Origin of the sequence: Bradyrhizobium manausense (assembly GCF_018131105.1) — a bacterium.
In the GTDB taxonomy this organism is placed as follows: domain Bacteria; phylum Pseudomonadota; class Alphaproteobacteria; order Rhizobiales; family Xanthobacteraceae; genus Bradyrhizobium; species Bradyrhizobium manausense_B.
Map to the genome: position 1 here is coordinate 40,053 of NZ_JAFCJI010000003.1, position 18,803 is coordinate 58,855.

Genomic DNA, 18,803 nt, shown 5'->3' on the forward strand with positions numbered 1-18,803 from the left:
GCAATGCAAACAAGCAGGCCAAACGAAAAGGCCGGCGGGAAGCCGGCCTTTGTTAAGTCGCAGTCGCTCCTGGGCGCCTCAGTAGCGCGAGGCCGCCGGACCGCCCCAGCCGAAGCGATAGTTCACACCGACCTTGACGGTATGCTCGTCGTCCCGGCCGCGGACGCCGACGATCTCGCCCGGACCAGTAGCGGAGGTGAAGGTGGTGCTGCCGAAATTATAGTACTGGTATTCGGCCTTCGCCGACCAATTCGGCGCAAACATGTATTCGAGGCCAGCCCCGACGGTGTAGCCGTCCTTGCTGTTGCCGCTGGTGGTGAAAGTCTGCGGCACGCCGGCGAAGTTGACGCCGAGATTGTTGTTACGCCAGGCATAACCGCCCTTGGCGTAGAGCAGCGCCGGGCCCCAGGTGTAACCGAGGCGGCCGGTGACCGAGCCGATCTGATCGGTGTTGGACGTCACCTGCGTCCCCAGCGGGAACGTGACGCCGTTGTTGTTGGTCGGCAGCCAGGAATACTGGGCCTCGACACCCACGACCCAATTGGGTGCGAACTGGTAATCGAAGCCACCCTGCACACCGCCCATGAAACGGGCGTCGCTCGACTGGAAGGTGTTGTCGCCGGCGAAGGCGCCGCCGACATGGCCGCCGATGTAGAAGCCGGTCCAATTGTAGATGACCTGCGGCGGCGTATAGGCCGGAGCCTTGGTGTAGGTACGCGCCTGCATGTCGGCCGCGGCCGCCGGTGCGGCCAGCGCCAGCAAAGCTGCGGCACCAAGCAAAATCGTCTTCATGATCGTCCCCGTTCTTTCATTTACGACACTCAGGAAACAACGTGGCGTGAATTGGGTTGCTTCGCGTCGATGCCGGAACGTTGATCGTTCGTTACTGTGACGGGGCGGCAACATCGCGATTTTGTTCCATCACGTCCGCCTGTCACGACCGATTTTTTCATTCGCGCAAGACCGGCCGTAACACTTTGTCGCAACTCAAAGCCACCCCGTTCAAAGCTCGCCAAAATGTGATCCAGCGGCTCCGGCGGCACCTGTCCTAGCACCGTCCGATGAAGGCAGGCTTTGAGCTAACGCGCCATCTTTTCCAGTTCCGGAAAGGGAGCGTAAACCGCGCCGGCGCAGAGCTCGCTAGTGCGGTCGACGATGCGGTCGCCCCGCCCGTTGACGAAGATGGCGGCCCGTTCGCGCATGCCCTTGTAGCTCCCGTCGCTCTCGCGGGGCGTGAAGTGCAGGCAACTGACGTAGAACTGCCGACCGCCAACCTCGCGCAGCACCGGATCGGCCATGCTGGCCTCACGCACGCCGACAGGATTGTTGAGATAGGTGCGCATCAGAGCCAGCGTGTCTCCACGAAAATTGTCGGGAAACGGCTGAGGCCCTCCGGCCTGCCCCCCCTCCATCAGGGATGGACGATCACCATCGCTGCCGAAACAGGCCGCGAGCGCCAGAGGCAGCATCAGGATCGCCGCGCGTTTCGCCAATCGCCCCAAGGAATCAAATTCTCCGGCCATTCAGTTTCGGAGAAGTTCTAGCCCCAAGGCCGCGCAAAGGGAATTCGCTTCCGGCTGTCGACAAACAACACCGGCCCGCCGTCACGGCCTCGCGCTTTCGCGCGAAGGGTGACGAACGGGCCGGACCTGAACTCCGCACGAGGCGGCGGGGCAATGCCAGGGATGCCGCCTCGCTGGGGTCAGTGGTTAGCTACGCTTCTCGGCGGTCGCCGGCTTGGTGAGGCCCGACTGCGTCTTCGGCGACTTCTTGGCCGACAGATGTTTGTGGTGATGGCGATGCGCCCGCACCGTCTTGTGCTCGTCAGGCATGAGCGCGGCGTTGGCGTTCATCGCCTTCACCTTGGTGTCGACCTTCGCGCCGGACTTGATGTCGGCAGTCTTGGCAGTGGCCTTGGCATCAGCCTTGACGCTGGCGTCTGGTTTGACGGCGGTGGTCGAGACCTTGCTCTGGGTCTGGTCAGCCTTGATCACCGGTGCGGTCGTCGTGGTCTTGCCGGCTTCAGCGGCGAAGGCCGGAGCTGCGATGACCGAAGCTGCGAGCAAGGCTGCGGAAATGGTCTTCAACATGATGGTCTCCTCTTGGAAGGATCTTGAGGCGGCGCCCTCTCGCCGACCCTTCGATCATGGGGAAAGCCTAGGAGCCGCGCTCTGAACCCGTTCTGAAGCGCGCGGCAGGCTTCCGTTCATCTGGATGACAAGTTTGTTATCTTGCCCAGGCAGCGCCGAACGGCCGGAACGATCGGGAATGTTTTTATCGGCCGGGTGTTCCGGTCATTGGGCAATCGTGTAGGATCGCCACGTTCCATTCGGGAGAACTTAGATGCGCAAACTCTCTACGCTTCTTGTGCCGGGACTCGTCGCCATGGCCTTGGCGGCCGGGCCGGCTCTGACCAGCGCCTATGCCGCCGGCGGTGACGAACCCTCCTCGCCGCCGAAATCGGACTCCTCGTCCAAGAAGGGCAAGAAGAAAAGCTCCTCCGTCAGCGATCCCAAATTCCTCGCGGCTTACCGCACCGCCTACACCACGATCTACGACAACCATGACTACACCGGCGCGATTGGCCAGCTGAAGTCGCTCAAGCGCGACGACGTCGCCGACGTTGCGAACCTGATTGGCTACTCCTATCGCAAGATCGGCGACTATCAGTCGTCGAAGATCTATTACGAGATCGCGCTGAAGGACGATCCGAACCACGTCCGCACCTGGCAGTATTACGGCCTCTGGCAGCTCGAGCAGGGCAACCGCGAGCAGGCGCAGTATCACCTGAACAAGATCGCCTCGCTCGCCGGCACCGACAGCTCAGAATATCGCTCGCTGGCTGCGGCGCTCGACAAGCCGACCGGCGCGACGCTCGTCTACTAAAGACATCGAATGTTCGCATGACGCAAACGGGCACACCCTCGGGGTTGTGCCCGTTCTGCTTTCTCGGATAGCCTTCTCGCACCGATCTTTCCTCGCAAATTGGTGCGCAATGGACACGTGGCTGCGATCCGCGATCGACTACACCGGCTCCTGGATCGAATTCCAGCAAACGACCTTCCAGCAGCCGGGCGTCCTGATCGCCTTCGTCCATCGCGGCGAGGTCGTCGCCGAGCATGCGTTTGGTCTCGCCAATCTCGACACCGGCGAGAAGCTCACCCCGCGTCACCGCTTCCGCATCGCCTCGCACTCGAAGAGCTTTACCTCGGCCGGCATCATGAAGCTGCGCGAACAGCGCAAGCTCCGGCTCGACGATCCCGTCGGCCAGTATGTCGGCGGCCTGCATCCACGTGTCGCCGAGACGACGATCGCGCAGGTGCTCTCGCACAGCGCCGGGCTGACGCGCGACGGCGCCGATTCCGGCCAGTTCATCGACAGCCGTCCGTATCTCAACGCGAAAGAGCTTCTCGCCGAATTGAAACTGCCGACCGCGATCGAGCCAGGCACGCGTTTCAAATATTCCAATCACGGCTTTGCCCTGATCGGCCTCGTCATCGAAGCAGTGACGAAGGAGCCCTACTCCACCTGGATCAGGCGCGAGATCATCGAGGCTGCGGGCTTGCGCGAGACCGAGCCGAATACGCCGCTTCCGAAGGGCGCGCTGTTTGCGCGCGGACATACGCGCAAGCTGCCGATGGGTGAACGCGGCGTGATTCCGGGCGACAATCCCGCCCACGCGATGGTGTCAGCCGCGGGCTTCGTTGCCACCGCCGCCGACACCGCACGGTTCTTCGCACAACTCGCGCCCAATGCCAGGAAGAGCGTGCTGTCGGTCGCGAGCCGCCGGGAGATGACGCGGCATCAATGGCGCGTTCCGCAGAGCTTCGAGGGCTATTACGGCCTCGGCGTCAACGCCGGCAAGACCGACGGCTGGGACTGGTTCGGCCACGGCGGCGGCTTCCAGGGCTACATTTCCCGGACCTGCTCCATCCCCGGTTGCGAGCTCTCAATCAGCATCCTCAGCAACTCCATCGACGGCGCGGCACCGTTCTGGATGGACGGCGCGATGCAGATCCTGCGCGTCTTCAAGACCCGCGGCGCACCTGACCGACGCGTGCGCGACTGGACCGGCCGCTGGTGGACGATCTGGGGCGCGACTGACCTCGTGCCCGCCGGCAACCGCGTGCTCGTCGCCAATCCGCAATTCAACAATCCGTTCATGGATGCCGCCGAGATCGAGGTGACCGGCCGCGACACCGGCAAGCTCGCCTGGGCGGCCGGCTATTCCAGCCATGGCGAGTCGGTGCGTCGCGTCCGCGACAAGCGCAACAAGGTCAGCGACGTCTGGCTCGGAGGAGCAAACCTGAAGCCTGCGGCCACGGTGGCGCGCGAGATCGCGCGGCGCTACCCTCCGCGCAGGAAACGCCCTACTCCCTGATCAGCGCTTCGACCTCGCCGCGAAACGCCTGGCGCGAGCCGTCGCGCGAATAGAACATGTGGCCGCCGGGATAGACGACGAACTTCACGCGCGGCGTCGCGAAGGCCGGCAATTGGTCGAGTGCCCGTTTCGTTCCGAAATAGGGCGTCGCGAGATCGAACAGGCCGTGCGCGACCAGCACGTTCAGTTTCGGATCGGTGGCGAGGATCTGACGCAGCTCCGACAGCGATTGCGGCGGGCTGATGCCGCCGCCGAAGTCCCAATTGCGCTCGACGGCGCCGTTGAGGACTTCATAGGAGCCATCCGGACGCCAGTTGAGTTTTTGCGTCAGCACATCGACCGCGGCGCTCGTCAGCGGCGCCTGAAGCGCATCGCCGGAAGGATCGCCGAAGCGCGAGCTGCTCGAATCCGGATAGGGATCGAGACCACGCACGGAAGCATCGTAGCGTCCCGTTATCATGCCGTTCTTGCGATCGAGCTCGCGACGGAATTCACCGACGTCGAACCGACCGGCGAGCCTGCGGCTCACCGCCTGGTCGATGCCGGTGAGCTCGGCAACCTTGTCGGCCAGACGATCGGTGGCCGCCTTGTCCGCCTCCCCTTTGACGAGATCGGCGAGGAATTCACCGCGAGCATAGGCCTCCACATCGGCGAGATCGCTGCGCTTGACCGGGCCCTTCGCTTCGCGCGCCACCGCTACGTAGCTCGGCAAGGTCGCGACATATTGCAGGAGGCTCGTGCCGGTGAACTCGCGAAAATCCAGCAGCGGCGACACCAGGATCAATCCCTTGACGCCGACTCCGTGCTGAAGCTGCAACTGTCGCACCACCTTGGGCCCTCGGATGCCGCCATAGCTCTCGCCCACGACATATTTCGGCGAGGTCAGACGGTTATGTTTCTCGAGCCAGCGGCGAATGACGAGCGCAATCGAACTGACGTCACCATCGACCGAATAGAACCGCTTGCGCGCGTCCTCGCCACTCGCGATGACACGGCTGTAGCCGGTCCCGACGGGATCGATGAAGACGAGATCGGTGAAGTCGAGCCAGGTCTCCGCGTTCGGCTTCACCTCGGGCGAGGCCGACGGCGACAGCCTCTCGCCGTCGAGCGGCAGCCGCCATGGCCCGACCGCGCCGAACTGGAGCCACGCCGAGGATGCGCCGGGCCCGCCGTTGAACAGGAACGTGACCGGGCGCGTGGCGCGATCGGCACCGTCGAGTTCGTAAGACGTGGCGGCGATGTCGGCGAGTGGCTCGCCCTTCTCGTCGAACACACGGATCGAGCCGGCGGTCGCGGCGAAGTTGAGCGTTCGGCCCGGCAGCTCGAGGGTCTGCCTGGTCGTCGAATCTCCGGGAAGACGACGATCGGAAGCCGATGGCGAAGCTTGCGCAGCATTCTGTGCATTGCCGCCGCGCCCGCCCTTCTGTCCCACGGGCGCTGCCGTCTCGTTGCGCGGCTGCGGCGGATCGTCCGCCAACGCCGGGCCCGCGAGCGCCAACGCAGCGACGGCCAGCAGCATCCCCGCACGGCGCGGCATCGGAAAGCTCATCACCATGATTGTTCTCCCTGCCGCGCTCACGGCTTTTCGATCACAAATCTAGCCGCCAATTGCGACGGTTTGCGGGATCGGAGGCCCCGGAAGGGTTTTCCGGGCCGATGAAGCCGGCTTTTGCCGTCAAACGGACGCTCGGCCGGCGAGCCCGCTTGCCTTGCCGTCCGGTCATCCTCGACAATACAGGCCCAGGTCGTATAGACGACCTCGGCGGAACTTTCTCGAGCCAACGGCACCTGCCTGGAAGCCATGACCAAGCCATCGCGATACGACCGGATCGCCTTCGTCGCCAGCCCGAGCAGCGAGGCAGAGGCCGCCTTCCACCAGCTCACCTCGCAATATGGCAACTGCGATCCCGGTGAAGCCGACGTCGTTGTCGCGCTCGGCGGCGACGGGCTGATGCTTCAGACGCTGCATCGCCACATGCGCTCGGGCAAGCCGATCTACGGCATGCACCGCGGCACGGTCGGCTTCCTGATGAACGAGTACTCGACGCACGATCTGCGCGCGCGGCTCGAGGCGGCGCATGAATCCGAGATCAACCCGCTGTTGATGCGCGCGACCGACACCAATGACCGCGTCCACCTGCACCACGCCATCAACGAGGTCTACTTGTTCCGGCAGACCTCCCAGGCGGCGCGCCTGCGGATCCTGATCGACGAGCGCGAACGAATGCCCGAGTTGATCGCCGACGGCGTCATTGTGGCAACGCCGGCTGGCTCGACCGCCTACAATCTGTCGGCACAGGGCCCGATCCTGCCGATCAACGCAGCGCTGCTGGCACTGACACCCATCAGCGCCTTCAGACCACGTCGCTGGCGCGGCGCCCTTCTCCCCAACACCGCCTATGTCGTGATCGAGGTGCTGGAAGACGACAAGCGCCCCGTCGCGGCGGTTGCCGACCACGAGGAGGTCCGCAGGGTCCGGCGCGTCGAAGTCCTGTCCGACAAGACCATCTCGATGCGCATGCTGTTCGACCCCGGCCACAGCCTGGAAGAGCGCATTTTACGCGAGCAGTTCGGGTATTGAGCCCCTCCCCGGGCGCTGGGCGGCAACCCTTCGTTAACCCTCGGCACGATATGGTTAACGAAGGTTGACCGCTTTGGCCTGGGCGTCATGTTCCGTATCGACTTCAACAAGCTGCGCTTCCTCGTCTGCGACGACAATCCGCACATGCGCCGCATCCTGCGGACGCTGCTGCATTCGTTCGGCGCGCGCGAGGTCTACGAGGCCGAGGACGGCGCCACTGCGCTGGAAATGTACAGCCATTACGTGCCGGACATCGTCATCACCGACTGGGCGATGCCGATCTTCGACGGGCTCGAGCTGGCGCAGATGATCCGGCAGCCGGAATCCAAGGGCAACCCCTACGCGCCGATCATCATGCTGACGGGCCATTCCGAGAAGCGCCGCGTCACCGTCGCGCGCGACGCCGGCGTCACCGAATTCCTGGCCAAGCCGATCTCGGCCAAGGGCCTGTACCAGCGCATTCTCAACGTGGTCGCCAGTCCCCGGCCCTTCATCAAGACCAAGACCTATTTCGGCCCGGACCGGCGCCGCAACACCAACTCCGCCTATATGGGTCCGGAGCGCCGCGTCGGCGAAAAGCACGAGGTGCTCCAGCAGCCCTCGCTGCTCGACAAGGCCCGCTCCTCCATCTAGCGCGACGTCTCACCCGACGAGGCAGGCATCATGGCGAAGAACAGCGCAAAGGACATCGAGGTCAAGGCTTTCGCCACGCATCACGTGATCACGCAGCCCAATCCGCTGCGTAAGGTGCTGCGCCGTGTCGAAGACAAGGACATGGACGATCCGATCGGCCGCGCCGAGCAGGCGCTTGCCGGTCTGTCCGGCGAGTTCAAAAGCTGGATGGCGACCGAGGTCAACCGCCTGTCGTCTGCCTATGTCGCCATCCGCAACGACGGCTTCACCAAGGCGCGGCGCGACGAGCTTTTTCACGCGGCGCACGACATCAAGGGCGATGCCGCCACGTTCGGCTTTCCGGCCGCGGCGGGGGTTGCCGAGAGCCTGTGCCGCGTCATCGAGCACGCGCCGGATCTCGAGAAGGTGCCGGCCGAGCTGTTCATGCACCACATCAACGCCATCCTCGCCATCGTGCAGGAGAACACCAAGCTCGACAGCATCAGCGTCTCCGCCGAGCTCAGCCGCCGCCTGCGCAAGGTCGCCGACGACTACCTCGCCGACGTCAACCGCGACCGCCCCGAGCATCTCGAGGTGATCCTGGCACCGAGCATCGTGCCGGCGGAGTAGCTCTCCGCTCTTTCTTTTCGTCATTGCGAGCGCAGCAAAGCAATCCGGAAACCCCTCCGCGGGGGACAGACTGGATTGCTTCGCTGCGCTCGCAATGACGGAGTTTGTGGGACGAGTTCGGACTAAGCTGCAATCAGATCGTCGTACATCGGATCGATCGTATCTTCCTCGACCAACTCTTCACAGAACAGCCTCGCCTCTTCGCGCGCGGATTCGGTGGCGAAGCGGCGCAGCAGGACCATCAGCGGCTCGGTGGCACCGCGATCGGTCTCGCAATGGGTGAGCACGCGCTCGACCATGCGCCGGCGCAGCCGGGCTGCGGTGTCGTCGGTGTCGACAAAGCCCTGCTCGTGGCAGGCATCGAGCGCGACCTGGAACGCGGCGAAGGTGGCCTCCGGCAGCCCGGCGCGACGGAGTACCGCGTGCAGGCTGTTGCCGCCGCGGTCATGCAACAGCGCAGAGACACGCGCCAGCGGCAGGTCGGCGAGTTCAGCGAGCGCGGCATCAAACAAATCGAGATTGCTCGACAGCAGCGCCCGCAGGATCAGGCCTGCGGTGAGCTGGCCGGTCACACGCAGATGCTTCACCAGGCCCTGCATGTCATCGCCGCGCGAGCGTGCAGCGATGTTCATCGTGGAGCGATCACGTGCCTCGGTGGTCATCCGCTCGGCGCGATCGGCGCTCAGCCAGTTCCGCGCCACGACGAATTGCGCCAAGGTCTCGGAGAGCTTTGCGACCAGCGCGGCGCGCGTGGCGGCGGGGATGTCGTCCAGCACCAGCATCGCCTCGCGGATCGCCGCGAGATGGCCGTGACGCTCGACGATGCGAGTCCAGGAGAAGGGCGCCAGCTCGGCGTGCGGATTTTCGATCAATTCGAGGGCCGCGGCCGCGCAGCCCACTTCAGCGATGGCGGCGCAGACCGAGACCGGCAGCGCGATGCGGCGGGCGACCGCGCATTGCACCTCGTCATTGCCGGTCGCGACGATGTCGACGAGATCGGCGTCGATCAGCAGCGGCGAATGTTCGAGCACGGGAAGCGCCACGGTCGGCTGGTCCGCCGACAGCGCCCGCACGATCGACGCCGGCGCATCCGTGCTGCGCGCGAACGCCTCGGCCATCGCCTGCCGCACCAGCGGCGACGGATCGTCGAGCAGCATCAGCAGCGCGCCTTCAGCGGCGACGCGGTCGTCATGGGAGAGATCTGAGATCAGCCAGGCCCGGGCCAACGCCCGTGTTGCCTCCGCCCGCTCACCGGCGGGCGCGGTCCTGATCCAATTGATGAACTGCCGAACAATCATGGTGCTTCCGGCTTACGCAACGAAAAAACGAAACGGTGACGGCTTGTCACCTGCAACACAAAATAAACCACGACGCTTAACAAAGCGTTCACCATAACTGGCTGGTTTTATTGATGATTTGTTAAGGGCTGGAAGTCGCCCAATGGGCGCCGCCGCGCGCTAGCTCGAGAATGTGCCGCTGCGATCACTGAAGAGATCGAGCGGCTGCGGCGGCCGTACATCAGGCGTCGTCGATGCAGACGAGGTGAGCGAGGCGTTGTTGCCCCACAATTTCTGCACCGTCGTCGAGACCGGCTGCGTCGTATCGCCGGGTTGATAAATTGAACGAAACGCAGGTGCAGGCGGCGTGTTGTCGGCCACCGTCGTCGACGACGTCGCACTCACCGGCGTCACACCACGTGCATCGGGGAAGGTCTGCAGATAGGCGGCGCCATTGACCATCGGCACGGTCGGCTGCACGCCGTTGGCTGCGGCAACCTGCGTGGTCGACGGTGCGTCGCCGTACATCGCCATCGCGCTGCGCGTCGATTTTGCGTTGGAGGCGCTGGCGTAGCGCGCGTTCAGCACCGAATAGACTTCGGAGACGCTGCGCGCACGGCCGTCCTTGGCGTAGAAGATCGAGCGGTTGGCGGATGCCGCGTTGGGAAACAGCCGCGCGCCGACCGCTTGCGGATTGTCCTCGGCATTGGCGATCAGTTTCGCGGCGCCGCCGACGCCCATGAAATGGGCCATATAGAGTTCGCTGTCGGACGGCCGGCGGCCGAGCAGCCCGGTGAGCTTGAAACTATTCGACTGCGTCAGCGCCGCCGCCATGCTGGATGCGGCTTCCGGATCATCGCGCAGCTTCATGATCGAGCGCTTCATGAAGGGATCGTCGACGGTGTAACTGCCCGATGACGTCCTGGTGATGGCGTCGGAATAGCTGCCATAGCCGAGCTGGGTGCCCGCTTCCTTCACCGTGCCGAGCCAGGTCTGGTCGATGAACTGATACAGGCCGTGCGCGGACGAGGTGGTGGCCCCGGCCGAAGGATCGAAATCCGATTCCATCTTGGCGGTGGTCAGCATGTATTCGAAGCTGACGCCGGTCTGGTTCGAGGCCTGCTTGATCGCGCCCGCAACGCGCCGCGCACCGTCCGTTGCGGCCGTCTGCGAGGCACTGGAATTGTCGACCGACATGATGGCGTGACGGGCCCGCGCGACGTGTGAGTGGCGCCGGCAATTCGGGCGCCTGATCGTCCCACCGTGGGACATTTATGGTTAATGCGGGGTTAATCTGGCAGCCCCCGTCATCGCGGGGCGCTCCGCGGATGCGAGGCTATTTCTTGTAAACCGCGTCCGGATCGAAAAGCCTGTCTGCGTCGACAAACACCAGCTTCGCACCCCCGCCCTCGGCTTCGACCTTGCGGTAGAAGCAGGACCGGCGGCCGGTGTGGCAGGCGGCACCGATCTGCTCGACGCGAATCCAGATTGCGTCCTGATCGCAATCGGTGCGGATTTCCATCACGCGCTGGGTCTGACCTGAGGTCTCACCTTTTCGCCACAAGGCGTTGCGCGAGCGGCTGAAGTACCAGACTTCGCCGGTCGCAATGGTTTTGCGGAGCGCCTCGTCGTTCATGTGCGCGACCATCAGCACGTCGCCGGTGGCGACGTCGGTCGCCACGCAGGTCACGAGGCCGGCGGCATCGAACTTCGGGACGAAGGCGAGACCTTCCTCGGTCTCATGAGAGTGAGCGGACACGGGCGTCCTCGCTTAGAGTGTTCGCGAGGTCAGCGCGGCATGCCTCGCACCATGGACAGGAAACGGGCCTGCTCCGCCGGATTGTCGCGGAACATGCCGGTGTAGCGGCTGGTGAAGGTGGAGGCGCCATGCTTGGCGACACCGCGCACCGACATGCAGGTATGCTCGGCCTCGATCAGGATGGCAACGCCGCGCGGCTTCAGGATCTCGTCGATCGCCGCTGCGATCTGCGCCGTCAGATGCTCCTGGGTCTGGAGTCGGCGGGCGAAGATGTCGGTCAAACGTGCAAGCTTGGACAGGCCGACGACGCGTTCCACCGGCGTATAGGCGATGTGCGCCTTGCCGTAGAACGGCATCATGTGATGCTCGCATTGCGAGGTGAACTCGATGTCGCGCACCAGCACGAAGTCGTCGTAGCCGGCGGTCTCGCCAAAGGTGCGGTCGAGCACCTCGGCCGGACACTGGTGATAGCCCTGATAGAGTTCGTCGAAGGCCTCGACCACGCGGCGCGGCGTGTCGAGCAGACCCTCGCGGCCCGTGTTCTCGCCGATATAGGCGAGCAGCGTCTTCACCGCAGCTTCCGCCTCGGCGCGTGCCGGACGCGGCTGGTCGGCGCGAACGGCGGCCGCGAGGAATTCGGCAGGATCCAACTCAGCCGGGCGGCTCTCGGGCTGCCGGTCGGAAGGCTTGCTCGGGCGGATGGATTTGATCGTTGCGTCCATGTCTACTCCGTTCGACGGCCCTGCGGCCGGAGTGTCACCGGCAGACGGGGCGGACAAGCCGCCGGACGCCTGAAGAGAACAGTTTTGACGGAAAAAGGCCACTCCAAGCACATCGGCCGCGCAGATCTGGACCACCGCCGACGCACTGCCGGACTGTTTTTCCGCCAGTTCCGACCCTATATAGGACCCTGGAGAGCGCCCGCCAAGGCCGATCCGGGACGGAAGTGTTGGACTCCATCACATGCTGAACGACATCTATAACAAGCGGATCATCGAGCTGGCCGGGAATATTCCGCGCCTCGGGCGGTTGTCGGACCCCGACGCCAGCGCCACCGCCCACTCCAAGTTGTGCGGCTCGACCGTGAAGATCGACCTCAAGATGGAGGGCGACACCGTCACCGACTTCGCGCATGACGTGAAGGCCTGCGCGCTCGGACAGGCCTCTTCATCCATCATGGCAAGTCATGTGGTCGGCGCGACTGCGAGCGAACTCCGTGAGTTACGCGAAACCGTTCGCAAGATGCTCAAGGAGAATGGCGCTCCTCCTGAAGGCAAATGGGAAGAGATCAAATTCCTCGAGCCGGTTCGCGACTACAAGGCGCGTCACGCCTCGACCTTGCTGACCTTCGATGCCGTGGTCGATGCGATCGGGCAGATCGAGGCCAAGGCGGCGAAGCAGCCGGCCACCGTGCAGGGCTGAGCCCCGACTGAAGCTCTTACTTCTGCGGCGCAGTACCCGGCGTCGCCACGCCGCCGGTCGGAACCAGGGCTTCCGCCGTCTTGGTCGATTTGGCAGGCTGCAGCTCCGGCTCCTCGCCGAATCTTGCCTGCGTCTTTGGCGCGAGCTCCGCCACGGCGGGCGCCGTGACATTCACATGCGGCAGCACGTCGGCGACGAGGTCTGTCGTCACAAGATTGGTCAGCTTCAGCTCGGCAGTGTCGAGTTCGTGCAGATCCTCCCAGGGCGGCACGCTGAGCGCGAGCGATAGCAGGTCTCCTGCCCCACCCATGTCGAAGGTGTATTTGGCGAGCCGGCCGATATCGCGTTCCACGATCATCAAATCCTGTGCGCTGTAGCTCGCCGCCTTGGCGTCGTCGGCACGGTCGCCCATCCAGATCTGGTGGACGCGAACATGGGCGGCTTCCGGCACGTAGCGCTTCTTGCCGGCAAGCAGCAGAAACACGCACATGGATTCGCAATAGGCTTCCGAGGCGACCGCAGGACGGGCACCCTTCCCGCCGCCCTGCTGCGTGATGCCGACGGTGGTGAGAAGACCGAGATTGCGGAAGCGCCGGCCGAGCGTGATCGCATCGTTGACGGAACCGCCGCTGGAATCGAGCACAACGGTCGCGCCGCCGAGTTGGCGACCGCGAGCGAAGTCGTCAAAGTCCTTCGGTGTATCGGCAGTGATGATACCGACCGCGCTGACCCAGCCGCGGCAATTGGGCTCGCAGGCAACCCAGCCAAATTTCATCGGCAGCTTGCGCTCTTCAAGCGAGGCCCCGGCGTTAGCCGGCGAGCCAAAGGTCGCGATGGCGCCCGCCAATACGACGCCACAAACTGCGGTTCCCATCAGCAGCCAGCCGCGACGGTTGAGCGACTTCAGAATTCTCAAACTGGTTCCTTCCCCAAGCCCCAAAGCAATCAGGCAAGCCCCGTTTCGACGTGCCAATGAGTCTACACATGGACGTCACAAAAATGGTATCCGGGGGAATACAGATCGTCCATAGGTACTTGCTGCAGTGCTCCCTGAAAGCAGGCAAAATATGGCGCGCCTGCAACAGCTTGCTGTTCCCCATGTTGGAACTGGACATCGGTGCGCACCGAATATCGGCACAGGGCACATGAAGCACACAACCTGCGAGCGCTGTTCCGTCCCTGCCACTGAAGCGCTGCGGCTGCCTCGCAGATTCGGCCGCGCGCTGATCTGGCTTTACCGGCATACCCTGTCGCCCCTGGTCGGATACAACTGCCGCCATCTGCCCACCTGCTCCGTGTACGGCGACGAGGCGATCGAGCGGTTCGGACTCTGGGCCGGCGGCTGGATGACTCTCGCGCGCCTGTTGCGATGCAACCCCTTTGGCACATCAGGCATCGACAACGTGCCTCTCACCGCGCCGCCGGCTGCGCGCTGGTACCTGCCTTGGCGCTACGCACGCTGGCGAGGCGTGAATGCGTCGTAGGGATGCTGCGGTGCTTTGCGCATCACTGCCCTGAGCGGAACCGGAAACTCTGGCCTTGCGTTGCTGTATTGCTCCCACGGGAGGAGACAACAATGCGCTGGAAAATCAGCCATCATTTTCACTTCAGGCCTGGTTCACATCTGAGCTTCAATCCCAGGGATCACGATCCCCGCACCATCGACATGCTCGCGATCGTCGCGCTGCTCGTGCTTGTCGTTGGGTCCGGCTGGTATCTGGCGACAAGTCTTGCAACACCGCCAAGTACGACAGCGTTCATCGTGCCGAGCCAGAGCGTGCACTGGTAGTCAGCGAAACCAGAAAAAGCGTCCCGGTGGCGGCGGAATGGGCTCGGGCGGACGCGGTCGCTTTGGTCGCGGTGGTTTCGGCGGTGGCTCGGCGGACGAGGTGGTCTCAGCAGCCGGCGCAGCTTCATTGCCCGCAACTTTCACCGACAACAGCAAATTCGACTCATGCATGCGCCAGCGATAGCCGACGCCGAAATCGATCGGCTGGGCGCGCGCAAACAGTTCTGCGTAGCGCTCCTGGTAGCGGCCGGGGAATTCGTTGATCGGGCCGAGATAGCGGCCGAACGGGAAGAAGCGCCACTGCCGCGAATTGTAATTGCCGAGTGGAATGCCGGAATCGTCCTGAATAATGGTCGCGCTGTTGGCGAGCAGCCAGTCGCGGGCGACGGTGAAGTTGCCCCCGTGCAAGAGATACGACGCGCTCTTGAGCAGGCTGTTGCCTGGCCCCTGCGTCTCGCAGAATTTCAGGAAACCGGCGGCGCGCGCGCCCGAGTTGGAAAGATCGGTCGAGAAATAATACAGCGTACGCGCCTCGCCATCGGGGCCTGCGAAGGTGATACGGACGCCGCGCGTAGCGTTCGGCCCGGGATTGTCGTTGCCGGCGTGCATCCCCCCCTTGGCATCAAGCGCGACCATCTCGACGTTGCGGATGGTTTTGCCCGAGCGTGCGAGGAAAACGTAGAGGATCGGCAAGGTGCCATTGACCTGATTGGCATGCAGGTCGACCTTCATCTGCTTGGTAATGAAGAAAGAGAAACTCAGGATCGAGCCCAGCGAACGCTCGACATTGTAGAGCGCGGCATCGACTGATCCGCGCGACAGTTTGGTCAGATCAGGCACTGCGCCGACCGGCTCCAGCGCGCCGAGCACGTAGGTGCCGGCCTTGGAGTAGAAGGCATTGGCGTAAAGGAAATCGGGGCCACTGAAAAAATAGAACATGGTCGGCCGCGGCGCAGCAAGATTGACGTCGGACCAGCTCCGGATCTTCGATATCTGCCGTTGCTCGAGCTGGGCGAAAGCGCCGTCGAAGAATTTGGCGTGATGCTGCCAGGACGGGTTCCTGGTGAGCGCGACAAGTGGCGAGTCCGCCGAGGGCTGCATGCCCGCAAGGAAGCGCGCGGTGTCGTCGAAGGTGACTTCGGCCGCATGCGCGGACGAGATGGCCGCAGCCATCAGGGCAAGTGCGACGGCCGCAAGTCTCATGGGTCGAAACATGTCTATTCGCGATGGTGTGACGTGGCAGCGGCGACCGGCCGCCTGCGGAAAACAGCATAAATCAACAGACCCGCGAGCATGACGAGCATCCCCGACAGCGACTGCACGGGCCGCTCGGTCAAGAGGTAGTACATCATGAACGCGGTCACGAGCAGGAAAACGAGCGGCGTGAACGGGTATCCCCAGGCGCGATAGGGCCGTGGCAAATCGGGATCGGTGATGCGCAGCTTGATGACGCCGGCGACCGTGAAGAACGAGCAGAACAAGAGCGCGAACTGGATGAAGTCGAGCACCGCCTCGAAGCTGCGCGTGAATAACAGCAAATTGGCGACCGCGAGCTGAAACAGGATGGCATAGGCGGGCGCGCCGCGCACCGATCTCTTCGAGAATACACGCAGCGCCGGGATATCCTCCCCCATCGTCATCATCACGCGCGGGCCGATCCACATCATCGCACTGATCGAGGAGATCAGGCCGACACAGATCATGGCACCGACGATCCGGCCGCCGAGGGGACCGAAGATGGCGCTCCCGGCCACGCTCGCGACATCGAGCTGACCGGCCAGGGCGCCGATTGGCGTCGAGTAAAGGAACACTGCGTTGAGCGCGACATACAGCGCCAGCACGATCAGCGTGCCCACGAGCAGCGCGCGCGGCAGGCTCTGCTGCGGCGTGTTCATCTCGCCGATGATGTAGGTCGCAGCATTCCAGCCCGAGAACGAGTACATCACGAAGACGAGCCCGATCGCGAAAGGCGCGCTGGCGATATGGGCGAGATCGCCCGTCTGCGGCGCAAAGGAGATCGGCTGCGGCGTGCCGATGACGAAGCCTGCAACGAGGAAGGCGACGATCAGCACGACCTTGAGGATGGTCGAGATCAACTGGAAGGTCGAGGAGTGCCTGACGCCGGTCAATTGCACGATCGAGACCAGCCACACCACGCCGATCGCGAGCGGGATCGGCGGCACCCCCGGCACCACGGACTTGGCGTATTCGCCGAAAGCCATGGCCGCGAGCGCCACTGGCGCCGCGAAGCCCACCGTCGCCGAGACCCAGCCGGCGAGAAAGCCGAAGGCCGGATGATAGGCGCGACTGAGAAAATTGTATTCGCCGCTCGAGCGCGGAAACATCGCACCGAGTTCGCTATAGGAGAACACGCCGCACAGCGCGACAATGCCGCCGACCGTCCACAGCGCGAGGATCGAGAAGCCCGAGGGGATGTCCTTGACCTGGAAGCCGAGGCTGGTGAAGACGCCCACCCCAATCATGTCGGCAACGACGATCGCGGTTGCGACCAGAACGGAAACCCCGGAGCCGCCGGTCAGCCGCCCGGTCCAGGGCGCAGTTCCCGCATCTGATGCCGTCATCTGGGTCCTTCAGCCTCAGGCGTGGCGCCTCGTTGGAGGCAGCGAGCAGATTGGTCCAGTCAATTCAAGCAGGGTTAACAAGGGTTAAATGAGGCGGTGAAAATGGGTAATTGGCCACCTTTTACGCCCGGCTGCGGGCAATAAACCCGCATTCGGGCGCAGAAATGCGCATGTCCCTCCCACAATCGCGACACGATTGCGTGGTCTTTTTTGATCGTTCCGGATGTGGGGAAGTTTCTCCGGACACTTAACGTCGCCTAAACGCCAGTCGGCTCAATTGTCTCAAAGATTGCCGATGGTTCGTGACTTGGGGTCATGGGTGGATGGTCGGGGCCGTTCCGAAATTGAAAGCAGGCATGCGTGCTGACCGGACCAAAGTGTCCGGCGCACGCGGCCGTGCGATTCGGATCGCCCTGATCTCTGGTTTGGTGCCACTCTCGCTCACACTGGTTCAATGCGGCCAGTCGCCCAATCCGACGGCGCTCGCCGCAAGCTCGCAGGCCAATGTCCAGGTCGTTGGCAAGACCAATCCCCAATTCTCCAATCGGCAAGTCGCTGGCGGCGACACATTCGATGATCGCTTCCCGGCCCCGCAGTTCAAGGAGCGCTTTCCCTCGGCGAGCGAGAGTTTCCTGCAACGGCAGATGTCCGACTTTTCGCCCAAGCGTGCCGTGCAGCAGCAGCCTCAGCCGGAGCAGGCGCCCTACAAGGTGGCTTCGCTGGAGCCCCAGCTCCCCTACCGGCGTCCGCAGCGCGAGGATCTGACGACCCTCGTCAGCATGAAGTCCTCGGCCTTCCCCTATTTCGGCAACAACCCCGCCTCCGATGCGCCCTTCCTCAACATCTCCAAGGGCGACCGCCGCGGCCACCGCAGCTATTCGGGGCGCGTGTTCTGGCAGGACGAGACCTACAACGACAGCCGCGTGCTGGTGCACGTCCCCGAACATTTCGACGTGCGCAAGCCCGGCGTGATCGTGGTGTTCTTCCACGGCAACGGCGCGACGCTCGAACGCGACGTCCGCGACCGCCAGCTGGTGCCGCAGCAGATCACTGCGTCCGGCGCCAATGCCGTGCTGCTTGCGCCGCAGATGGCCGTCGATGCCGCAGACTCCAGCGCCGGAAAATTCTGGCAACCCGGCGGCCTCAAGCGCTTCATGGAGGAATCGGCGAGCCACCTCGCCCGTCTCACCGGCGACCCCGACAGCGTGCGGGCCTTCGCCAACATGCCGATCGTGATCGTCGGCTATAGCGGCGGCTTCCTGCCAACCGCCTGGAGCCTCGAAGTCGGCGGCATCAGCGATCGCGTCCGCGGCGTCGTGCTTCTCGATGCGGTCTATGGCGAGATGGACAAGTTCGCCTCCTGGATCGAGAGCCACCGCTCCGGCTTCTTCGTCAGCTCGTATACGCACTACACCGCGCGGCGCGACCGTGAGCTGATGGCCATGCTCAGGCAAAAGGGCATCAGCGTCTCCGAGGATATGGATAGACCCTTGCGTCCCGGCAGCGTCGTGTTCGTCGAAACCGGTGACGGCATCACCCATCGCGACTACGTCAACCGCGCGTGGACGCAATACCCACTCAAGGACGTGCTGGTGAAGATGTCGGCGACGCCGGCGCTGGCGCTGACGCGCGTCGCCGCCAGTTCTTCGGAATCGAGCCGCTGATCCAGATCGCGCGCACGCCGGCATTTCGGCGCGCCAACTGTGAATTTCTCAGGCCATGATCAAAATGTGATGTTGATGGCCGTCACTCCCCGGCAACCACCGGATT

The 18,803-nt window shown here is 63.9% G+C and carries 20 protein-coding genes and 1 pseudogene; 10 read left to right on the forward strand and 11 right to left on the reverse strand.

Annotated features, from left to right (window positions below; translation table 11 throughout):
- Positions 1–78 precede the first annotated feature (78 nt).
- The 3 genes from JQ631_RS26865 to JQ631_RS26875 form a co-directional block, all read right to left on the reverse strand.
- Positions 79–792: an outer membrane protein gene (locus JQ631_RS26865; protein ID WP_212331741.1), complete on the reverse strand. Its 714-nt coding sequence runs from the start codon at positions 790–792 to the stop codon at positions 79–81.
- Between the two features lie 287 nt (positions 793–1,079).
- Positions 1,080–1,523 carry a hypothetical protein gene (locus JQ631_RS26870; RefSeq protein WP_249161116.1) on the reverse strand — a complete coding sequence of 148 codons (444 nt, stop codon included), beginning with the start codon at positions 1,521–1,523 and terminating at the stop codon, positions 1,080–1,082.
- A gap of 186 nt (positions 1,524–1,709) precedes the next feature.
- Complete coding sequence (locus tag JQ631_RS26875; RefSeq protein ID WP_212331744.1) at positions 1,710–2,090, reverse strand: His-rich protein BRANT; 381 nt, start codon at positions 2,088–2,090, stop codon at positions 1,710–1,712.
- 253 nt (positions 2,091–2,343) lie between these two features.
- Between JQ631_RS26875 and JQ631_RS26880 the strand changes: the two genes are divergently transcribed.
- Both JQ631_RS26880 and JQ631_RS26885 read left to right on the forward strand, forming a co-directional pair.
- Positions 2,344–2,886, forward strand: a complete 543-nt coding sequence (locus tag JQ631_RS26880) for a tetratricopeptide repeat protein (protein WP_212331747.1) — start codon at positions 2,344–2,346, stop codon at positions 2,884–2,886.
- A 109-nt stretch (positions 2,887–2,995) separates the two neighbouring features.
- Positions 2,996–4,381: a serine hydrolase domain-containing protein gene (locus JQ631_RS26885; protein ID WP_212331750.1), complete on the forward strand. Its 1,386-nt coding sequence runs from the start codon at positions 2,996–2,998 to the stop codon at positions 4,379–4,381.
- On the opposite strand, the gene JQ631_RS26890 is transcribed toward JQ631_RS26885, so the two are convergent.
- Positions 4,371–5,930 (reverse strand): S10 family peptidase, encoded by a 1,560-nt coding sequence (locus JQ631_RS26890; protein ID WP_212332396.1) that lies wholly within the window; start codon positions 5,928–5,930, stop codon positions 4,371–4,373. The two genes, JQ631_RS26885 and JQ631_RS26890, sit on opposite strands and share 11 nt — an antisense overlap.
- A 252-nt stretch (positions 5,931–6,182) precedes the next feature.
- Between JQ631_RS26890 and JQ631_RS26895 the strand changes: the two genes are divergently transcribed.
- From JQ631_RS26895 to JQ631_RS26905, 3 genes are all read left to right on the forward strand, one after another.
- Positions 6,183–6,962, forward strand: coding sequence for an NAD kinase (locus JQ631_RS26895; protein WP_212331753.1), 780 nt, complete (start codon positions 6,183–6,185; stop codon positions 6,960–6,962).
- Positions 6,963–7,049: 87 nt separating this feature from the next.
- Positions 7,050–7,595 carry a response regulator gene (locus JQ631_RS26900; protein WP_008133731.1) on the forward strand — a complete coding sequence of 182 codons (546 nt, stop codon included), beginning with the start codon at positions 7,050–7,052 and terminating at the stop codon, positions 7,593–7,595.
- 30 nt (positions 7,596–7,625) lie between these two features.
- On the forward strand, positions 7,626–8,204 hold the full coding sequence (locus JQ631_RS26905; protein WP_212331756.1) for an Hpt domain-containing protein: 579 nt from the start codon (positions 7,626–7,628) through the stop codon (positions 8,202–8,204).
- 122 nt (positions 8,205–8,326) lie between these two features.
- Here JQ631_RS26905 and JQ631_RS26910 read toward each other — a convergent pair whose 3' ends face one another.
- The 3 genes from JQ631_RS26910 to hisI form a co-directional block, all read right to left on the reverse strand.
- Complete coding sequence (locus tag JQ631_RS26910; RefSeq protein WP_212331759.1) at positions 8,327–9,502, reverse strand: DUF2336 domain-containing protein; 1,176 nt, start codon at positions 9,500–9,502, stop codon at positions 8,327–8,329.
- A gap of 159 nt (positions 9,503–9,661) precedes the next feature.
- Positions 9,662–10,678 carry a lytic transglycosylase domain-containing protein gene (locus tag JQ631_RS26915; RefSeq protein ID WP_212331762.1) on the reverse strand — a complete coding sequence of 339 codons (1,017 nt, stop codon included), beginning with the start codon at positions 10,676–10,678 and terminating at the stop codon, positions 9,662–9,664.
- 139 nt (positions 10,679–10,817) lie between these two features.
- Complete coding sequence (gene hisI / locus JQ631_RS26920) at positions 10,818–11,240, reverse strand: phosphoribosyl-AMP cyclohydrolase (RefSeq protein WP_212331765.1); 423 nt, start codon at positions 11,238–11,240, stop codon at positions 10,818–10,820.
- Between hisI and JQ631_RS32645 the strand changes: the two are divergent.
- A pseudogene (locus JQ631_RS32645) lies at positions 11,157–11,345 on the forward strand (hypothetical protein); the annotation flags it as partial. The gene hisI and the pseudogene JQ631_RS32645 overlap by 84 nt on opposite strands.
- Here the strand turns inward: JQ631_RS32645 and folE are convergent.
- Complete coding sequence (folE, locus tag JQ631_RS26925; protein WP_212331768.1) at positions 11,270–11,962, reverse strand: GTP cyclohydrolase I FolE; 693 nt, start codon at positions 11,960–11,962, stop codon at positions 11,270–11,272. The pseudogene JQ631_RS32645 and the gene folE overlap by 76 nt on opposite strands.
- 241 nt (positions 11,963–12,203) lie before the next feature.
- On the opposite strand from folE, the gene JQ631_RS26930 reads away from it, so the two are divergent.
- On the forward strand, positions 12,204–12,662 hold the full coding sequence (locus tag JQ631_RS26930) for an iron-sulfur cluster assembly scaffold protein (protein WP_212331771.1): 459 nt from the start codon (positions 12,204–12,206) through the stop codon (positions 12,660–12,662).
- A gap of 16 nt (positions 12,663–12,678) precedes the next feature.
- Here JQ631_RS26930 and JQ631_RS26935 read toward each other — a convergent pair whose 3' ends face one another.
- Complete coding sequence (locus tag JQ631_RS26935; protein ID WP_433995529.1) at positions 12,679–13,578, reverse strand: COG3904 family protein; 900 nt, start codon at positions 13,576–13,578, stop codon at positions 12,679–12,681.
- 229 nt (positions 13,579–13,807) lie between these two features.
- Here JQ631_RS26935 and yidD point away from each other — a divergent pair, with 229 nt between their 5' ends.
- Complete coding sequence (yidD, locus tag JQ631_RS26940) at positions 13,808–14,146, forward strand: membrane protein insertion efficiency factor YidD (protein WP_212331774.1); 339 nt, start codon at positions 13,808–13,810, stop codon at positions 14,144–14,146.
- A 92-nt stretch (positions 14,147–14,238) separates the two neighbouring features.
- Positions 14,239–14,451: a hypothetical protein gene (locus tag JQ631_RS26945; RefSeq protein WP_212331777.1), complete on the forward strand. Its 213-nt coding sequence runs from the start codon at positions 14,239–14,241 to the stop codon at positions 14,449–14,451.
- Here the strand turns inward: JQ631_RS26945 and JQ631_RS26950 are convergent, their stop codons facing one another.
- Positions 14,452–15,666, reverse strand: coding sequence for a hypothetical protein (locus JQ631_RS26950; RefSeq protein ID WP_212331779.1), 1,215 nt, complete (start codon positions 15,664–15,666; stop codon positions 14,452–14,454). It abuts the gene before it with no gap.
- 2 nt (positions 15,667–15,668) lie between these two features.
- On the reverse strand, positions 15,669–17,033 hold the full coding sequence (locus tag JQ631_RS26955) for an APC family permease (protein WP_212331791.1): 1,365 nt from the start codon (positions 17,031–17,033) through the stop codon (positions 15,669–15,671).
- Between the two features lie 356 nt (positions 17,034–17,389).
- On the opposite strand from JQ631_RS26955, the gene JQ631_RS26960 reads away from it, so the two are divergent.
- The gene (locus tag JQ631_RS26960; protein WP_212331795.1) at positions 17,390–18,697 is read left to right on the forward strand and encodes an alpha/beta hydrolase; all 1,308 of its coding nucleotides are present in this window, start codon (positions 17,390–17,392) and stop codon (positions 18,695–18,697) included.
- The last annotated feature ends 106 nt before the right edge of the window (positions 18,698–18,803 follow it).

Bases quoted from the DNA above. Each gene is read 5' to 3' on its own strand.
- JQ631_RS26865 (WP_212331741.1), bottom strand. From the start codon at position 792: ATGAAGACGATTTTGCTTGGTGCCGCAGCTTTGCTGGCGCTGGCCGCA.
- JQ631_RS26870 (WP_249161116.1), bottom strand. From the start codon at position 1,523: ATGGCCGGAGAATTTGATTCCTTGGGGCGATTGGCGAAACGCGCGGCG.
- JQ631_RS26875 (WP_212331744.1), bottom strand. From the start codon at position 2,090: ATGTTGAAGACCATTTCCGCAGCCTTGCTCGCAGCTTCGGTCATCGCA.
- JQ631_RS26880 (WP_212331747.1), top strand. From the start codon at position 2,344: ATGCGCAAACTCTCTACGCTTCTTGTGCCGGGACTCGTCGCCATGGCC.
- JQ631_RS26885 (WP_212331750.1), top strand. From the start codon at position 2,996: ATGGACACGTGGCTGCGATCCGCGATCGACTACACCGGCTCCTGGATC.
- JQ631_RS26890 (WP_212332396.1), bottom strand. From the start codon at position 5,930: ATGAGCTTTCCGATGCCGCGCCGTGCGGGGATGCTGCTGGCCGTCGCT.
- JQ631_RS26895 (WP_212331753.1), top strand. From the start codon at position 6,183: ATGACCAAGCCATCGCGATACGACCGGATCGCCTTCGTCGCCAGCCCG.
- JQ631_RS26900 (WP_008133731.1), top strand. From the start codon at position 7,050: ATGTTCCGTATCGACTTCAACAAGCTGCGCTTCCTCGTCTGCGACGAC.
- JQ631_RS26905 (WP_212331756.1), top strand. From the start codon at position 7,626: ATGGCGAAGAACAGCGCAAAGGACATCGAGGTCAAGGCTTTCGCCACG.
- JQ631_RS26910 (WP_212331759.1), bottom strand. From the start codon at position 9,502: ATGATTGTTCGGCAGTTCATCAATTGGATCAGGACCGCGCCCGCCGGT.
- JQ631_RS26915 (WP_212331762.1), bottom strand. From the start codon at position 10,678: ATGTCGGTCGACAATTCCAGTGCCTCGCAGACGGCCGCAACGGACGGT.
- folE (WP_212331768.1), bottom strand. From the start codon at position 11,962: ATGGACGCAACGATCAAATCCATCCGCCCGAGCAAGCCTTCCGACCGG.
- JQ631_RS26930 (WP_212331771.1), top strand. From the start codon at position 12,204: ATGCTGAACGACATCTATAACAAGCGGATCATCGAGCTGGCCGGGAAT.
- yidD (WP_212331774.1), top strand. From the start codon at position 13,808: ATGAAGCACACAACCTGCGAGCGCTGTTCCGTCCCTGCCACTGAAGCG.
- JQ631_RS26945 (WP_212331777.1), top strand. From the start codon at position 14,239: ATGCGCTGGAAAATCAGCCATCATTTTCACTTCAGGCCTGGTTCACAT.
- JQ631_RS26950 (WP_212331779.1), bottom strand. From the start codon at position 15,666: ATGTTTCGACCCATGAGACTTGCGGCCGTCGCACTTGCCCTGATGGCT.
- JQ631_RS26955 (WP_212331791.1), bottom strand. From the start codon at position 17,033: ATGACGGCATCAGATGCGGGAACTGCGCCCTGGACCGGGCGGCTGACC.
- JQ631_RS26960 (WP_212331795.1), top strand. From the start codon at position 17,390: ATGCGTGCTGACCGGACCAAAGTGTCCGGCGCACGCGGCCGTGCGATT.